Origin of the sequence: Streptomyces neyagawaensis (assembly GCF_023516595.1) — a bacterium.
Classification (GTDB): domain Bacteria; phylum Actinomycetota; class Actinomycetes; order Streptomycetales; family Streptomycetaceae; genus Streptomyces; species Streptomyces neyagawaensis.
This window is the reverse complement of sequence record NZ_JAMGBG010000156.1, coordinates 1-14,953: the sequence shown is the minus strand read 5'-3', so window position 1 is coordinate 14,953 and position 14,953 is coordinate 1. Positions and strand designations below refer to the sequence as shown.

At 70.6% G+C, this 14,953-nt stretch carries 13 protein-coding genes; 4 read left to right on the top strand and 9 right to left on the bottom strand.

Annotated features, from left to right (window positions below):
- Window positions 1-254 precede the first annotated feature (254 nt).
- The 3 genes from M8J73_RS39505 (at window position 255) to M8J73_RS39495 (ending at window position 2,986) form a co-directional block, all read left to right on the top strand.
- A complete protein-coding gene (locus M8J73_RS39505; RefSeq protein WP_240501109.1) occupies window positions 255-839 on the top strand; it encodes a DUF6230 family protein in 585 nt (194 codons plus the stop codon).
- A gap of 169 nt (window positions 840-1,008) precedes the next feature.
- Entirely contained in the window at window positions 1,009-1,647 is a 639-nt protein-coding gene (locus M8J73_RS39500) for a DUF6114 domain-containing protein (RefSeq protein ID WP_055537793.1), read from the top strand.
- A complete protein-coding gene (locus M8J73_RS39495) occupies window positions 1,637-2,986 on the top strand; it encodes a hypothetical protein (RefSeq protein ID WP_206187794.1) in 1,350 nt (449 codons plus the stop codon). Before M8J73_RS39500 ends, M8J73_RS39495 begins: the two co-directional genes overlap by 11 nt.
- Window positions 2,987-3,100: 114 nt before the next feature.
- Here the strand turns inward: M8J73_RS39495 and pyk are convergent, their stop codons facing one another.
- From pyk to pta, 3 genes are all read right to left on the bottom strand, one after another.
- Window positions 3,101-4,531, bottom strand: a complete 1,431-nt coding sequence (gene pyk / locus M8J73_RS39490) for a pyruvate kinase (RefSeq protein WP_055537794.1) — start codon at window positions 4,529-4,531, stop codon at window positions 3,101-3,103.
- A 110-nt stretch (window positions 4,532-4,641) separates the two neighbouring features.
- The gene (locus tag M8J73_RS39485; RefSeq protein ID WP_055537795.1) at window positions 4,642-5,847 is read right to left on the bottom strand and encodes an acetate kinase; all 1,206 of its coding nucleotides are present in this window, start codon (window positions 5,845-5,847) and stop codon (window positions 4,642-4,644) included.
- Window positions 5,848-5,879: 32 nt separating this feature from the next.
- The gene (gene pta, locus M8J73_RS39480) at window positions 5,880-7,967 is read right to left on the bottom strand and encodes a phosphate acetyltransferase (RefSeq protein WP_055537796.1); all 2,088 of its coding nucleotides are present in this window, start codon (window positions 7,965-7,967) and stop codon (window positions 5,880-5,882) included.
- A 337-nt stretch (window positions 7,968-8,304) separates the two neighbouring features.
- Here pta and M8J73_RS39475 point away from each other — a divergent pair, with 337 nt between their 5' ends.
- A complete protein-coding gene (locus tag M8J73_RS39475; RefSeq protein WP_055537797.1) occupies window positions 8,305-9,330 on the top strand; it encodes an ATP-dependent 6-phosphofructokinase in 1,026 nt (341 codons plus the stop codon).
- A gap of 90 nt (window positions 9,331-9,420) precedes the next feature.
- Here M8J73_RS39475 and M8J73_RS39470 read toward each other — a convergent pair whose 3' ends face one another.
- From M8J73_RS39470 to M8J73_RS39445, 6 genes are all read right to left on the bottom strand, one after another.
- Complete coding sequence (locus M8J73_RS39470) at window positions 9,421-10,161, bottom strand: helix-turn-helix domain-containing protein (RefSeq protein ID WP_372504093.1); 741 nt, start codon at window positions 10,159-10,161, stop codon at window positions 9,421-9,423.
- A 210-nt stretch (window positions 10,162-10,371) separates the two neighbouring features.
- Complete coding sequence (locus M8J73_RS39465) at window positions 10,372-11,250, bottom strand: carbohydrate ABC transporter permease (RefSeq protein ID WP_055543305.1); 879 nt, start codon at window positions 11,248-11,250, stop codon at window positions 10,372-10,374.
- 31 nt (window positions 11,251-11,281) lie between these two features.
- Entirely contained in the window at window positions 11,282-12,172 is an 891-nt protein-coding gene (locus M8J73_RS39460; RefSeq protein WP_249829707.1) for a carbohydrate ABC transporter permease, read from the bottom strand.
- Between the two features lie 10 nt (window positions 12,173-12,182).
- A complete protein-coding gene (locus tag M8J73_RS39455; RefSeq protein ID WP_249829706.1) occupies window positions 12,183-13,589 on the bottom strand; it encodes an extracellular solute-binding protein in 1,407 nt (468 codons plus the stop codon).
- A gap of 112 nt (window positions 13,590-13,701) precedes the next feature.
- Window positions 13,702-14,388 (bottom strand): response regulator, encoded by a 687-nt coding sequence (locus M8J73_RS39450; RefSeq protein WP_249829705.1) that lies wholly within the window; start codon window positions 14,386-14,388, stop codon window positions 13,702-13,704.
- A partial coding sequence (locus M8J73_RS39445) for a sensor histidine kinase (protein WP_249829704.1) occupies window positions 14,385-14,953 on the bottom strand: 569 nt, incomplete at its 5' end. The genes M8J73_RS39450 and M8J73_RS39445, both read right to left, overlap by 4 nt.

Genomic DNA, 14,953 nt, shown 5'->3' with positions numbered 1-14,953 from the left:
AGCAGGTTGTGCGTGATGCGTGTCAGGCGCGACCAGTGGTTGTCGCTCGGGGGTGATCGCCGGTGAGTTCGGGCGCTTCGGCGCCACCGAGCGCGGGCGCTCCCCATTCCCGAGGACGTAGCACTTCTCCCATCCCTGTCCGGCCGAGCCGCCGTCAAGGGGCGAGCCGGTGGCAGGAGATGTACGTCCGAGAAGGAGGAAATATGGAGTCCCAGGTGCGTGGCGGGACCAGATGGAAGCGGTTCGCTGTGGTCATGGTGCCCAGCGTCGCCGCCACGGCAGCGATAGGTGTCGCCCTCGCGCAGGGCGCTCTCGCCGCGTCGTTCAGTGTGTCGGGCCAGTCGTTCAAGGTGACGGCGGGTCAGCTCGATGGTCAGGGCTTCTCGCAGTACGGGGCGCTCGACGAGGGCTACACCCTCAAGGGCGAGAAGACGGTTCACCCCGTCGCCGTCTCGGCCTTCAAGAGCGCGACGATCACCAACATGTGCCAGTCGGTCGTGACCCCCGGTGTCCCGCTGCTCGGTAGCGTCAGCCTCAAGCTGACCGCCGGTACCGGTGGCAAGAAGGTCGAGGCCGAGAACCTCTACATCGACGTCGAGGACCTCTCGGCCGATGCCGTCTTCAAGGGCATCGACATCGGTGTGGCGGCCAAGGACGCCAACAAGGGTCCGGGCATGAAGGGCGGCTCGGAGCAGGCCAACCCCTACGGGTTCGCCCAGCAGGCCGACTCGGCCTCGCTGAGCGACGTGAAGCAGACGGCGTGGGCGACCACCGCCGGAACCTTCAAGCTGAGCAACCTCAAGATGTCGCTCCACAAGGGCACCGTGGAGTGCTACTGAGCACTCCCTGGGCGGGTGAGGGGGCCTGTGCTTCTTCGCCCGCCCGTCCCTCTCGCTGCGCGGGGCACCCCGCGCGCGACCTCCGTACGTGAATTCCCGTACGCGCGCCTCGAACCACATGCCGTACGCGAACTTCTCACAGCAACACCGTTCCAGGGAGCTGTTGTCCATGAGCGCCGAGTCAACGGGGCAGAACGAAGACTATCTCCGCGCCTTTCGGCGGCGCTTCCGCGACTGGAGGGGCTCTCGTCCCTTCTGGGCGGGCCTTCTGGTACTGCTCGGCGGTGTCCCGATCATGTACCTGCCGTACGCGAACCTGCAGATCGGTCACCTCACGCTCGCCATGTCGACGACGGGCGGCGCGGGTTCCCTCATCATCGGCGTGCTGCTGGTGGTGCTCGGGATCAGCCTGTGGTTCCAGCGGCACGTACGCACCTTCGCCGGTACGGCGGCGATCCTCCTGGCGCTCGTGTCCATCCCGGTCTCCAACCTCGGTGGCTTCGGCTTCGGCTTCCTGCTCTCCCTGATCGGCGGCGCGCTGGCCATCGCCTGGGCGCCCGGCAACGAGGAGGAGCGGGTGTCGTCCACGTACAAGACCCCGGCGCGCGCCGCGGCCGCGCCGGACACGGCTCCCCAGGGCACGGCATCGGAGAACACGGCACAACCAGGTGCGGTCCCCCTGGTCAAGGGCGACGCCCCCGAGCCCGCGACGGCGGACTCGACGAGCGGGGCGGCGCGCGGCGAGGGCGACGACCTGTCAGGTACCACCCCCACGAACGGGACGAACGGGAGGCACAGTGCCGGCTGACAAGGTGACCCACGGGACTTCGGTGGGAGAGTCCCGTGCGAGAACCGGACCGCGGCACGCGGCGCCCAAGAAGCCCCTTCTCACCCGGCTGAACGTGCCGGCGGGCAAGGCGATAGCCCTGGCGGCGATGCCGACGGCGGTCCTCATGGGCATGGGCTTCACACCCACCCTGGCCCGCGCCGAGGACCCGACGAAGCAGAGCCTGACGGCCGACGAGTACAAGGACTGCGTGGCCGCCCTGGAGGCCGCCGACGAGGACACCGACACGTCCGCGTCGCCCACCCCGACCCCGTCCGCCTCCGCCCCGGAGAGCGACGCCCCGTCCACGGACGACGGCGCCAAGGACGAGGACACCACCACCGGCGGCGGCGACTCGGCGTCCGGCGGCAACTCCGCGGACGACGACACCTCTTCGCCGGATTCAGGTTCCGACGACAAGGGCGACGCGGACGAGTCCACCACGGACCCCGCCGACACGTCCGCCTCCGACGCCACGGCCACCCCGTCGCCCACGCCCTCCGCCGAGGAGGCGGGCAGCGGCAACGTCCTGGAGGACATCGGCGACGCGCTCGAGGACATCTTCGTCCCCGAGAAGGACACCGAGGACACCACGCCCGAGCCGTCCACCACGCCGTCCCCGTCCGCCTCCGAGGACACCGCCGGTGACACCGGCTCCGACGCCGGGAAGGCCGGCAAGGACGCGAAGGACGCGAAGGACGACGCCACCGACAAGGTGACCGACACGGCCAAGGACGTCACGGACGCCGCGAAGGACGCGAAGGACGACGCCGAGGACACGGTCGGCGACGCCACCGCGACCCCGAGCCCCACCCCGTCGCCGAGCGACAAGGTGAACGCCGACGACTGCCCCGTCGCCACCGAGGACGAGAGCGGCGTCGAGAAGGGCATCCCCGCCCTGCCGAACGACCCCTGGTACCTGAACGCCAGCTCCCTGCTGCTGAAGGGCGCCGACTACCAGGGCATCGTCAAGGTGCGGACCGCCGACGGCTCGGTCAAGGAGGTGCTGAAGTACGTCATCTCCGACGGCACCGACATCGGCGACCTCCACCAGACGGTCGACGACAAGCAGGCCGGCGTCACCTACCACGTGCAGGCCCGCAAGGGCAGCACGTCCACGATCCGCGACGGCAAGACGATCATGTACACGGAGAGCATCTCCGGCAATCTGCTCGGTCTGATCCCGGTGACCTTCGACCCGAAGCACCCGCCGCCGCTGAACATCCCGCTGATCTACTTCACCAAGGTGAAGGTCGTCCAGGCGGGCCAGTTCGGCGGGACGCTCACCGTGCCCGGGCTGCACCAGTTCACCACCGACTGAGACCGCCCACGGCGCCTCGGCGCCGCCCAGGACCCCTCCGGGAGCCGCAACACACCGAGGGCGCCCCCTGCTCGCAGGGGGCGCCCTCGGTGCTGTCGTACGGCGTCGGCGGCGTCAGTCGCGGGAGCCGCCGCCCAGGTGGTGCACCCGGACCATGTTCGTGGTGCCCGGCACACCGGGGGGCGAGCCGGCGGTGATGACCGCGATGTCGCCCTCGTTGAAGCGGTTCAGCTTGAGCATCGCGTGGTCGACCAGGTCCACCATCTCGTCGGTGCTGTTCACGAACGGCACCACGTGCGACTCCACGCCCCAGCTGAGCGCCAGCTGGTTACGGGTCGACTCGTCGGTGGTGTACGCGATGATCGGCTGCGACGCGCGGTAGCGGGAGAGCCGGCGGGCGGTGTCACCGGACTGCGTGAAGGCCACCAGCGCCCGGCCGCCGAGGAAGTCGGCGATCTCGCAGGCGGCGCGGGCGATCGAACCACCCTGCGTACGCGGCTTCTTGCCCGGCACCAGCGGCTGGAGGCCCTTGGAGAGCAGCTCCTCCTCGGCCGCCGCGACGATCTTCGACATCGTGCGGACCGTCTCCAGCGGGTACGCGCCCACGCTGGACTCCGCCGACAGCATGACCGCGTCCGCGCCGTCCAGGATCGCGTTCGCGACGTCGGACGCCTCGGCGCGGGTGGGGCGGGAGTTGGTGATCATCGACTCCATCATCTGGGTCGCCACGATCACCGGCTTGGCGTTGCGGCGGCACAGCTCGATGAGCCGCTTCTGCACCATGGGGACCTTCTCGAGCGGGTACTCGACGGCCAGGTCGCCACGGGCGACCATCACGCCGTCGAACGCCATCACGACGTCCTCCATGTTCTCGACCGCCTGCGGCTTCTCCACCTTGGCGATGACGGGGACCCGGCGGCCCACCTCGTCCATCACCTTGTGGACGTCCTGCACGTCGTCGGCGTCCCGCACGAAGGACAGCGCCACCAGGTCGCAGCCCATCCGCAGCGCGAACCTGAGGTCCTCGACGTCCTTCTCGGACAGCGCGGGCACGTTCACCGCGGCACCGGGCAGGTTGATGCCCTTGTGGTCCGAGATGACACCGCCCTCGACGACCTCGGTGCGCACGCGCGGGCCGTCGACCTCGAGGACCCGCAGCTCGACGTTGCCGTCGTTGATGAGGACCTGGTCGCCGGCGGAGACGTCACCGGGCAGGCCCTTGTACGTCGTCCCGCAGATGTGCTTGTCGCCCGGCACGTCCTCGGTGGTGATGGTGAACTCGTCACCGCGCACCAGCTCCACGGGCCCCTCGGCGAAGGTCTCCAGACGGATCTTGGGGCCCTGGAGGTCGGCGAGGACACCGATGGCCTTGCCGGTCTCGGCGCACGCGGCCCGGAGCCGGTCGTACCGGCCCTGGTGCTCGGCGTGGCTGCCGTGGCTGAAATTGAAGCGGGCCACATTCATGCCGGCTTCGATCAGGGCGACAAGCTGCTCGTGGGAGTCGACCGCGGGGCCGAGAGTACAGACGATTTTCGAACGGCGCATGGGACGATCCTATCGGTTTGTTTCGCTGCGGAATATTCCGTCTGGCGGAATGCACATGGGCGGCTATGCGCTCAATCGTGTTACCGGCGTGTATTTCCCGACTGTTTCGCTCATCTGTCGACCAGGGCGTACGTCTGTGCCGCGATCTCGAGTTCCTCGTCGGTCGGCACCACCGCGACGGCGACCCGGGCACCGGCCGGCGAGATCAGCCGAGGCTCGTCGCCGCGTACGGCGTTGAGGTCGGCGTCCACCGCCGGTCCCAGCGGTTCCAGGCCCGCGAGGGCTGCCTCCCGCACCCGCGCCGCGTTCTCCCCGACCCCGGCGGTGAACGCGATCGCGTCCACCCTGCCGAGCACCGCGCAGTAGGCGCCGATGTACTTCTTCAACCGGTGAATGTAGATGTCGAAGGCGAGCTTCGCCCGCTCGTCGCCCTCGTCGATACGCCGGGTTATTTCCCGCATGTCGTTGTCGCCGCACAGCCCGATCAGACCGCTCTTCTTGTTGAGGAGAGTGTCGATGTCGTCCGTGGACATTCCGCCAACGCGCATCAAATGAAAGATGACGGCCGGGTCCATGTCTCCCGAGCGCGTACCCATCACGAGCCCCTCCAAAGGCGTCAGCCCCATGGAGGTGTCCACGCACCGGCCTCCGCGCACGGCCGACGCGGATGCCCCGTTGCCGAGGTGCAGCACGATGACGTTCACGTCCTCCGGGGCCCGGCCCAGCAACTCGGCGGTGGCCCGCGAGACATACGCGTGCGAGGTGCCGTGGAAGCCGTAGCGGCGCACCCGGTGGGCGTCGGCGGTCTCCACGTCGATCGCGTAGCGCGCCGCCGACTCCGGCATCGTCGTGTGGAACGCGGTGTCGAACACGGCGACCTGCGGCAGGTCCGGGCGCAGGGCCTGAGCCGTGCGGATGCCCGTCAGGTTGGCCGGGTTGTGCAGCGGCGCCACCGGGATCAGCCGCTCGATCTCGGCGAGCACGATGTCGTCGATCACCGTCGGCTCGGTGAAGCTCTGCCCGCCGTGCACCACGCGGTGCCCGATGGCGGCCAGTTCCGGGGAGTCGAGGCCGAGCCCGTCCTTGGCCAGCTCCTCCGCGACGGCCTTCAGGGCGGCCGCGTGGTCGGCGATCGGGCCGGTGCGCTCCCGGGCCTCGCTCCCGTCGGTCAGCGGGGTGTGCTTCAGCCGGGAGCCCTGCTCGCCGATGCGCTCCACCAGGCCCACCGCCAGCCGGGTGCTGTCCCGCATGTCGAGCAGCTGGTACTTCACCGAGGAGGAACCGGAGTTGAGGACGAGGACGCGTGTGGCGGTCACGGTGGTGGTAGGCCTTCTGTCGTCGGTGGGGGTCACTGGGCCGCGGGGGTCTGGGCCTGGATGGCGGTGATGGCGACGGTCGTGACGATGTCCTGGACGAGGGCGCCCCGGGACAGGTCGTTGACCGGCTTGCGCAGGCCCTGCAGCACCGGCCCGACCGCGAGGGCGCCGGCCGAACGCTGCACCGCCTTGTAGGTGTTGTTGCCGGTGTTGAGGTCCGGGAAGATCAGCACGGTGGCCTGCCCGGCCACCTCGGAGCCCGGCAGCTTGGTCGCCGCGACACTCGGCTCCACGGCGGCGTCGTACTGGATCGGCCCCTCGATCAGCAGGTCGGGCCGCCGGGCGCGGACGATCTCGGTGGCCTCGCGCACCTTGTCGACGTCGGCGCCCGAACCGGAGGTCCCCGTGGAGTACGACAGCATCGCGATCCGGGGCTCCACCCCGAACTGCTGTGCGGTCGCGGCGGACTGGACGGCGATGTCGGCGAGCTGCTCGGCGTTCGGGTCCGGGTTCACCGCGCAGTCGCCGTAGACCAGCACCTTGTCGGCGAGGCACATGAAGAACACCGACGAGACGATGCCCGCGTCCGGCCTCGTCTTGATGATCTCGAAGGCGGGCCGGATGGTGGCGGCCGTGGAGTGCACCGACCCCGACACCATGCCGTCGGCGAGCCCCTCCTCGACCATCAGCGTGCCGAAGTAGTTGACGTCGGACACCACGTCGTACGCCAGCTCGACGCTGACGTTCTTGTGGGCGCGCAGCTGCGCGTACTTCTCCGCGAAGGAGTCCCGCCACGCGGAGGTCGCCGGGTCCACCAGCATGCTGTCGCCGAGGTCGATGCCCAGGTCGGCGGCCTTCTTGCGGATCAGGTCGACGGGGCCGAGGAGGGTGAGGTCGCAGACCCCGCGCCGCAGCAGCACCTCGGCCGCGTGCAGCACCCGCTCCTCGGTGCCCTCGGGGAGGACGACCCGGCGCCGCTCGGCGCGGGCCTGCTCCAGCAGCTTGTGCTCGAACATCATCGGGGTGATCCGGTCGCTGCTGGGCGCCGAGACCCGGCCGCGCAGCTCGGCCGTGTCGACGTACCGCTCGAAGAGGCCGAGGGCGGTTTCCGCCTTGCGCGGGGTCGCCGCGCTCAACTTCCCCTCCATCGAGAAGAGTTCGGAGGCGGTCAGGAACGAGCCGCTCTCCACGGCGACCACGGGCGTGCCGGGCGCGAGCCGCGCCGCCAGCGTGAGGATCTCGTCGCTGGGCCGCTCGTTGAGGGTCAGCAGCACACCGGCGATCGGCGGGGTGCCCGCGCTGTGGGCGGCGAGGGCGCCCACCACCAGGTCGGCGCGGTCCCCGGGGGTGACGACCAGACAGCCGGGGGTGAGCGCGTTCAGGAAGTTCGGCAGCATCGCCCCGCCGAAGACGAAGTTCAGCGCGTCACGGGCGAGCCCCGAGTCGTCGCCGAGGAGCACCTTGCCGCCGAGCGCGTGGGTGATCTGCGCGACCGTCGGCGCGGACAGGGCGGGCTCGTCCGGGACGACGTAGCAGGGCACGGGCAGGGGGTGCCGCGCGTCCGTGAGCCGCTCGGCTATCTCGTCCCGGTCGCCGGGCGCGACCCGGTTCACCACCATCGCGATCACGTCGCAGCCGAGGCCCTCGTACGCGCGGTACGCGTTGTGCGTCTCGGCGACCACCGACTCGGCGGTCTGCTTGCGCCCGCCGACCACGGGGATCACCGACGCCCCGAACTCGTTCGCGAGCCGGGCGTTGAGGGACAGCTCGTCGGGGAACTGGGTGTCCGCGAAGTCGGTGCCGAGCACGAGGACGACGTCGTAGTCCCGCGCCACCGAGTGGAACCGCTCGACGAGGGCCGCGACCAGCTCGTCCGTGCCGTGCTCGGCCTGGAGGGTGGACGCCTCGTGGTAGTCCATGCCGTACACGGTGGCGGGGTCCTGCGAGAGCCGGTACCGGGCGCGCAGCAGTTCGAAGAGCCGGTCCGGGCCGTGGTGCAGCAGCGGCCGGAACACCCCCACCCGGTCGACCTGGCGGGTCAGGAGCTCCATGATCCCCAGCTCGACGACCTGGCGGCCGTCGCCGCGGTCGATCCCGGTCACGTACACGCTGCGCGTCACGTGGGCTCTCCGTTTCATGTCGGGTTCGGTGGGTGCTTCGGTGGGTGCTGCCGTGGTTGCTCAGGTGGTGCCGCGAGTGCCGCTTTAGTGGCTTCGCGCAGTGTTTCCGCGGGGGTGCGACGGGTGTGCGGACATCACCGCCGCGGCGGACGGAAACCCTCTTGACAATACCTCCGGGGGTGGATAAGGCGCCCATCAGGTCGGCAGGGCGGGGGAGGGGCGCCCCGGGCGGCCGGAGGCGGCCTCCGCGGGCGCGGCACCCCCCTGCGAGGCGTGAAACAATCGGATCGGCTCACAAGTACCAGCACCCCGCAGGACGAGCAGGAGACACAGCACGATGCGTATCGGAGTTCTGACCGCAGGCGGCGACTGTCCGGGCCTGAACGCAGTGATCCGGTCGGTCGTGCACCGAGCGGTCGCCCATTACGGCGACGAGGTGATCGGCTTCGAGGACGGCTACGCCGGTCTGCTCGACGGCCGCTACCGCAGCCTCGACCTGGAGTCCGTCAGCGGCATCCTCGCCCGCGGCGGCACCATCCTCGGCTCCTCCCGCCTCCAGCGCGACCGCCTGCGCGAGGCGTGCGAGAACGCGCAGGACATGGCGCACGAGTTCGGTATCGACGTCCTGATCCCGATCGGGGGCGAGGGCACCCTCACCGCCGCGCGGATGCTCAGCGACGCCGGGCTGCCGGTCGTCGGCGTGCCGAAGACGATCGACAACGACATCTCGTCGACGGACCGCACCTTCGGCTTCGACACGGCGGTCGGGGTCGCCACCGAGGCGATGGACCGCCTGAAGACGACCGCCGAGTCCCACCAGCGGGTGATGGTCGTCGAGGTCATGGGCCGGCACGCGGGCTGGATCGCCCTGGAGTCCGGGATGGCCGCCGGTGCGCACGGGATCTGTCTGCCGGAGCGCGCGTTCGACCCGGCCGCCCTGGTGAAGATGGTCGAGGAGCGCTTCGCGCGCGGCAAGAAGTTCGCCGTCATCTGTGTCGCCGAGGGCGCCCACCCCGCCGAGGGCTCGATGGACTACGGCCACGGCGAGATCGACCAGTTCGGCCACGAGCGCTTCCAGGGCATCGGCACCGCCCTCGCGTACGAGCTGGAGCGCCGCCTCGGCAAGGAGGCCAAGCCGGTCATCCTCGGCCATGTGCAGCGGGGCGGCACCCCGACCGCGTACGACAGGGTGCTCGCCACGCGCTTCGGCTGGCACGCGGTGGAGGCCGCGCACCGGGGCGAATACGGCCGGATGACCGCGCTGCGCGGCACCGACGTGGAGATGGTGCCGCTCGCGGAGGCCGTGACCGAGCTGAAGACGGTCCCGAAGGACCGGATGGACGAGGCGGAGTCGGTCTTCTAGACGCCCGGCCCGGCGGGGCCCCCGGAGGCGGGCGTTCGAGCTGTGCCCGACGCCCGGTCCTCACGGTCGACGGTGGTCGCCGCGCACGGCCTAGTAGGGGGCCGCCCGGCGGACCAGTGACCAGAAGTGGTCGGTGATCCGGTCGAGGTAGTCGCGGCCGGCGTCGCCCGCGTCGGTCGCGGCCGTGCCGTTGGCCCAGCTGAGGCCGGCGCTCATCCTCCCCTGGTAGTCGAGGTGCATCTCCTGGAGGACGTCCTCCAGGAGGCGCCGGTCGAGGGACAGCAGCTTGGCGGTCGGCCGGACGTACGCCTGCCAGCGGGTGGCGACCGCGTCGTGGAGCAGCTCGGTGAGGCGTGCCTCCCGTCCGGTGACGACGACCAGCTCGGGGAGCGAGAGGTCGAGCAGATCGGCGAGGGCGGTGGACTGCCGTTCGGTGCCGCGCCATTCACCGGTCTCCTCCATGTGGAGGTAGGCGGTCAGGTCCATGCCGATCGCGCGGGCCACGTCCTCGGGGGCGGTCCCCCGGGCCAAGCGGTGCTCGCGCAAGGTGCGCGGCGCCCCGATGAGTTCACCGGGCGAGCACCACAACACGCCCGCGAGAGCGGTGAGTTCGGGGCTCGTCGGTGCCACCGTGCCGCGTTCCCACGCGTTCACCAGGTCCGGGGTGACATAGGGGAGACCGTACGAGGAGCGCATGCCGTAGGCGACGTGTTCGGGTCCCATGCCGAGGGCGGCGCGGAGTCTGCGGGCGGCGGCGGTGTCGAACGGTGGGGTGGGGGCCTGGATCTCCGGGTGCCCGTACGGGCCGGGGTCGGGGGCCGGGGTCCGGATCGGATCGGGGCCCGGATCGGGGCTCGGACGGGTCGGTCGACGGTGCGGGTGCTGGGGCTGCCGTTCACGGGCTGAGCGTCGGTGCACGCGCACAACGTAGGGGTGCGGGACTGCGGTGACTACGGGCTGTTCGGCCACAATCACGGATTGTAGGAACCTACGGGTTCCGTGATCCCTGTGGCTTGAGTGACCCGGTTGGGCATGGCCGGCTCAGCCCTTGACCGCGCCGCCCAGGGCGAAGCCGCCGCCCAGACGGCGGGCCACGCCCACGTACAGCAGGATCACCGGGGTCGAGTAGATCACCGAGAACGCCGCCAACTGTCCGTAGACCACGGTCCCCTTGTTGCCGAAGAACTCGTTGATGCTCACCGCGGCCGGCATCTGGTCCGGGGTGAGCAGCAGCATGAACGGGACGAAGAAGTTGCCCCACATCATCACGAACGAGAACACGGTCACGACCGCGACGCCCGGCCCCATCAGGGGCAGCACGATCCGCAGCAGCGACTGCAGGGGCGAGGCGCCGTCCGTCCACGCCGCCTCCTCCAGCTCCTTCGGCACGCCGTCCATGAAGTTCTTCATCAGCCAGATGGCGAACGGCAGTTGGGAGGCGGCGAAGAAGAGGATCGTGCCCTCGTGGGTGTCGATCAGATTCACCCGCACGAACAGGGCGTACACCGGGACCATGATCGCCGTGATCGGGAGGCTCGTCGCGAAGAGGATCGTCAGGAGGAAGGGGCGGTTCAGACGGGAACGGAAGCGGGACAGGGGGTAGGCGGCGAGGGCGGCGCACACCACGGTCAGCGCGGTCCCGCCGCCGCACAGCAGCAGACTGTTCAGCAGCGGCGTGACCGTGATGTCCGGGGTGAGGACCGCCTCGTAGTGGGCGAGGGTCACGGAGTCCGGGAGCCGGACCCTGAGGTCGGCGCGGGCGTCCACGGACGACAGGACCACCCAGGCGAGGGGCAGGACGAACGCGGCGGCCACGACGAGCAGTCCGGCGTCGGCGGTCAGTCGGCGCCGCAGGGTCCTGCGCGAGGCGGGTGTCCGGGTTCTGGCCGGTACGACGGGTGTCCGGGTTCTGCTGGGCACGGCGGGTTTCGGGGTTCTGGTCGGCACCGGGTCAGACCTCCGTTCGCAGCAGCCGCAGATACACGACCGAGAAGAGGGAACCGACCACCAGGAGCAGCAGCGCGACCGCCGTGCCGTAGCCGATCATGCTCTTCTGGAAGGCCTCCTCGTACATGAACAGCGGGAGCGTCTGGCTCCGGCCGCCGGGGCCGCCCCTCGTCATCACCCAGATCAGCCCGAAGACGGAGAGCGTCTGGAGGGTGATGAGCATGAGGTTCGTGCCGATGGAGCGCCGGATCATCGGGAGGGTGATGTGCCACAGCCGGCGCCGGCCGCCCGCGCCGTCGACCTCCGCGGCCTCCGTGATCTCCTTCGGGATCTCGTCGAGCGCCGCCGAGTACACCAGCATCGAGAACGCCGTCCCCCGCCAGACGTTCGCGAACGACACCGCCAGGATCGGCAGCGTGTACAGCCAGTTCTGGGTGGGGAGACCGAGCCAGTCCAGGACGGCGTTGAGGGTGCCCTCGCGGCGGAAGAAGGCGTACAGCAGGAAGCCGGCGACCACCTCCGGCAGCACCCAGGCGGTGACGACGATGCCGCCGACGAGGGTGCGGACGGGCTTCGAGGCGCGCCGCATCAGCGCGGCCAGGGCCAGACCCAGGGTGTTCTGGCCCAGCAGCGCCGAGACGACGGTGAAGACGAGGGTCAGCCACACGGCGTTGCGGAACGCCTCGTCGCCGAAGGCGGTCCGGAAGTTCTCCAAGCCGACGAAGGAGTCCTCGGCCTGGCCGGTGAGCTGGAGGTCGGTGAAGGCGATGGAGACGCAGTAGGCGATGGGGCCGGCGAGGAAGAGGAGCAGCAGGACGGTGGCGGGGGTGACGGGGAGGGCTCGGGTCAGGGAGCGGAGGGCGGGGTGCGGCGGGCGGCCCGGTCGTCTCGTCATGAGCGGCGGGTCAGCCCCGGGTCACCTGGTCGTCGGTGGCCGCCGCGAGTTCCTCGTCGTAGTTCTTCGCCGCCTCGGCCACCGACGCGTCGCCCGTCGTCACGGACTCCATGGCCTCCTGGATGGCGGTCGAGACCTTCGGGTACGCGGGGTAGGCGGGCCGGTAGTGGGTGTGGGCCACCAGGTCGGTGAAGAACTCGATGCCGGGCTGGGCCTTGGCGTAGGCCGGGTCCTCGGCGACGTCCTCGCGGACGGCGATACCGGAGTTGGCGATGTACCACTTCTGGGCGTTCGCCTTCGACTGCATCGTCTTGATGAACGCGAAGGCGAGGTCCGGGTTGGCGGCCTTGGCGGGGATCGCCCAGGTCCAGCCGCCGGACATGCTCACCTTCCCGGGGGCCTGGCCGTGCTGGGTGGGCATGGCGGCGAGGCCGAGCTTCTCCGACCAGTCGGGCCATTCATGGCCGCTGCCGGGCAGCCAGTCCTGTGGGAGCCAGGAGCCGTCCAGGTTGATGCCGAGCCTGCCCTCGGGGAGGAGTTCACCGCGGACCCGGGTCGCGATGTTCGGGTCGAGGGCGTCGGAGACCTCCGGGCCCAGCTTCTCCCGGTAGACGGTCTCCACGAAGGCCAGCGCGTCCTTGAAACCCTGGGTCCCGGCCTTCCACTTCTTGGACTTCTCGTCGTACAGGGGGTCGCCACCGTCGTCGGTGGCGCCGTCCGTGCCGTAGAGCAGCATCTCGAAGCCCTGCATGGTGGCGGCCTCGCCCGCGGGTTTGCCCGTGTAGACGTTCAGGGGGATGACGCCGGGGACCTTCCGTTTGATGGCGCGGGCGGCGGAGAGGACGTCGTCCCAGGTCCTCGGCTGCCAGTCGGCGGGCAGACCGGCCTTGGCGAAGATCTTCCTGTCGAACCAGAGCCCCCGGGTGTCCGTGCCGTCCGGGACGCCGTACGTCTTCCCGTCCTCGGCCTTCGCCGCGGCCCTCGCGGTGCCGATGAACCGGTCCCAGTCCTTCCAGTCGGCCAGATAGTCGTCCAGCGGCCTCAGATAGCCGCTGGTGATGTCCGAGTTGATGAGGAAGGTGTCCTCATAGACCAGGTCCGGGGCCGTCTTCGGGGACCGCAGCATCTGCTGGACCTTGGTGTAGTACTCCGAGTCCGGCGCCTTGATCGGGACGAGCTTCACCTTCTTGCCGGGGTTCGCCTTCTCGAACTGCTTCTTCACGTCCCCGAGAAAGGTGTCCATCACCCGGACCGAGTTGTCCGTGGACTGCTTGTACGACACCTCCACCGTGTCCGGATCGCTGCCGGAGCCGCTGCCGCAGGCGGCGAGGACACCGGGCGCGGCGATGGCGAGAGCCCCGGCGAGGAGGAGGCGGAGAGGGGATCGGCGGCGGTTGGGGGGTGCGGTGGGGCGCACGGGCACGACCTCCTGCTGGCTACGTCGTTGTGGCCTTGGGTGGTGCCCGGTGACGGTACGAGGAATGGTCTAGTCAGGTCAATGAGTGTGCAGCGGAACGGACTTGGGCGGGCTACTCCCCGCGCACCCAGCGGTACACCAGTTCCGGGCGTCCCACCTGCCCGTACTGCGGTTCGCGTCTCGCTCGGCCCGCGTCCACCAGGTGTTCGAGATAGCGGCGGGCCGTGATCCGGGAGATGCCCACGGCCTCGGCGATGCCGGCGGCCGTGAGCCCCCGCGCTGTGTCCCGGAGGGCGACGGTGACCCGTTCCAGGGTCGGCGCGCTCAGGCCCTTCGGCAGGGCCGCCGGGCCCGGCGCCCGCAGGGTCGCCAGCGCCCGGTCCACCTCGTCCTGGCCGCTGGCCTCGCCCGCCGCCGCGTGGAACTCGGCGTAGCGGATCAGCCGGTCGCGGAGCGTCGCGAAGGTGAAGGGCTTCAGGACGTACTGGACGACGCCGAGGGAGACGCCCTCCCGGACGACCGTCAGGTCCCGTGCCGACGTCACCGCTATCACGTCGGCGTGATGCCCGGCGGCGCGCAGCGAGCGCGCCAGTTGCAGACCGTGCACGTCCGGGAGGTGCAGGTCCAGGAGCAGCAGGTCCACCGGCATGCGCTCCAGCGCACGGCGTGCCTCCGCGCCCGTGTGGGCCTTGCCGACCGCCGTGAAGCCGGGGACGCGGCCGACGTACATCATGTGGGCGTCGGCGGCGACGGGGTCGTCCTCCACGACGAGGACTCTGATGGGATCCGCATCGGTCATACGTCGTCGCCTCCCGGCACGGCATCGGCCACAGCAGCGGCCCGAGGGCCCGGGTCCTGGTGGCTCTGGTGGCTCGTGGGGCTCTGGGAGGTCCGCTCCTGGAGACTCCGGGAGGTCCGCTCCGGGGAGCTCTGGTCGGTCGCGTCGCGGGGGGTCCGCATGCTCTCGCCGGGGTCGCCCTCGCCGGCCTCCGTCGCGCCCAGCGGCAGCCGCACCTCGAACTCCGCGCCGCCCCCGGGCGCCTCCGCCACGGTCAGGGTGCCCCCGTGGCGGCGCGCCGTCTGGCGGACGAGGGCCAGCCCCAGGCCCCGGCCGCCGGGACCGGACGGCTTGGTGGAGAAGCCGCGCTCGAAGACGGAGTCCCGGTACGCCGGGTCCACGCCCGCGCCCGTGTCGCTGACCCGCAGCACCAGCACGGGGCCCCTCGCCGGGTCGTCAAGCCCGTCGGCCGGCCCCTCCGCCTCGTCGGCCGTCCCCGCCTCGTCCGTGTACGCCGTCACCGTCACCCGTGCCCCCGTCGTCCCCTGCGCCGCGTCCACCGCGTTGTCGATGAGATTGCCCAGCA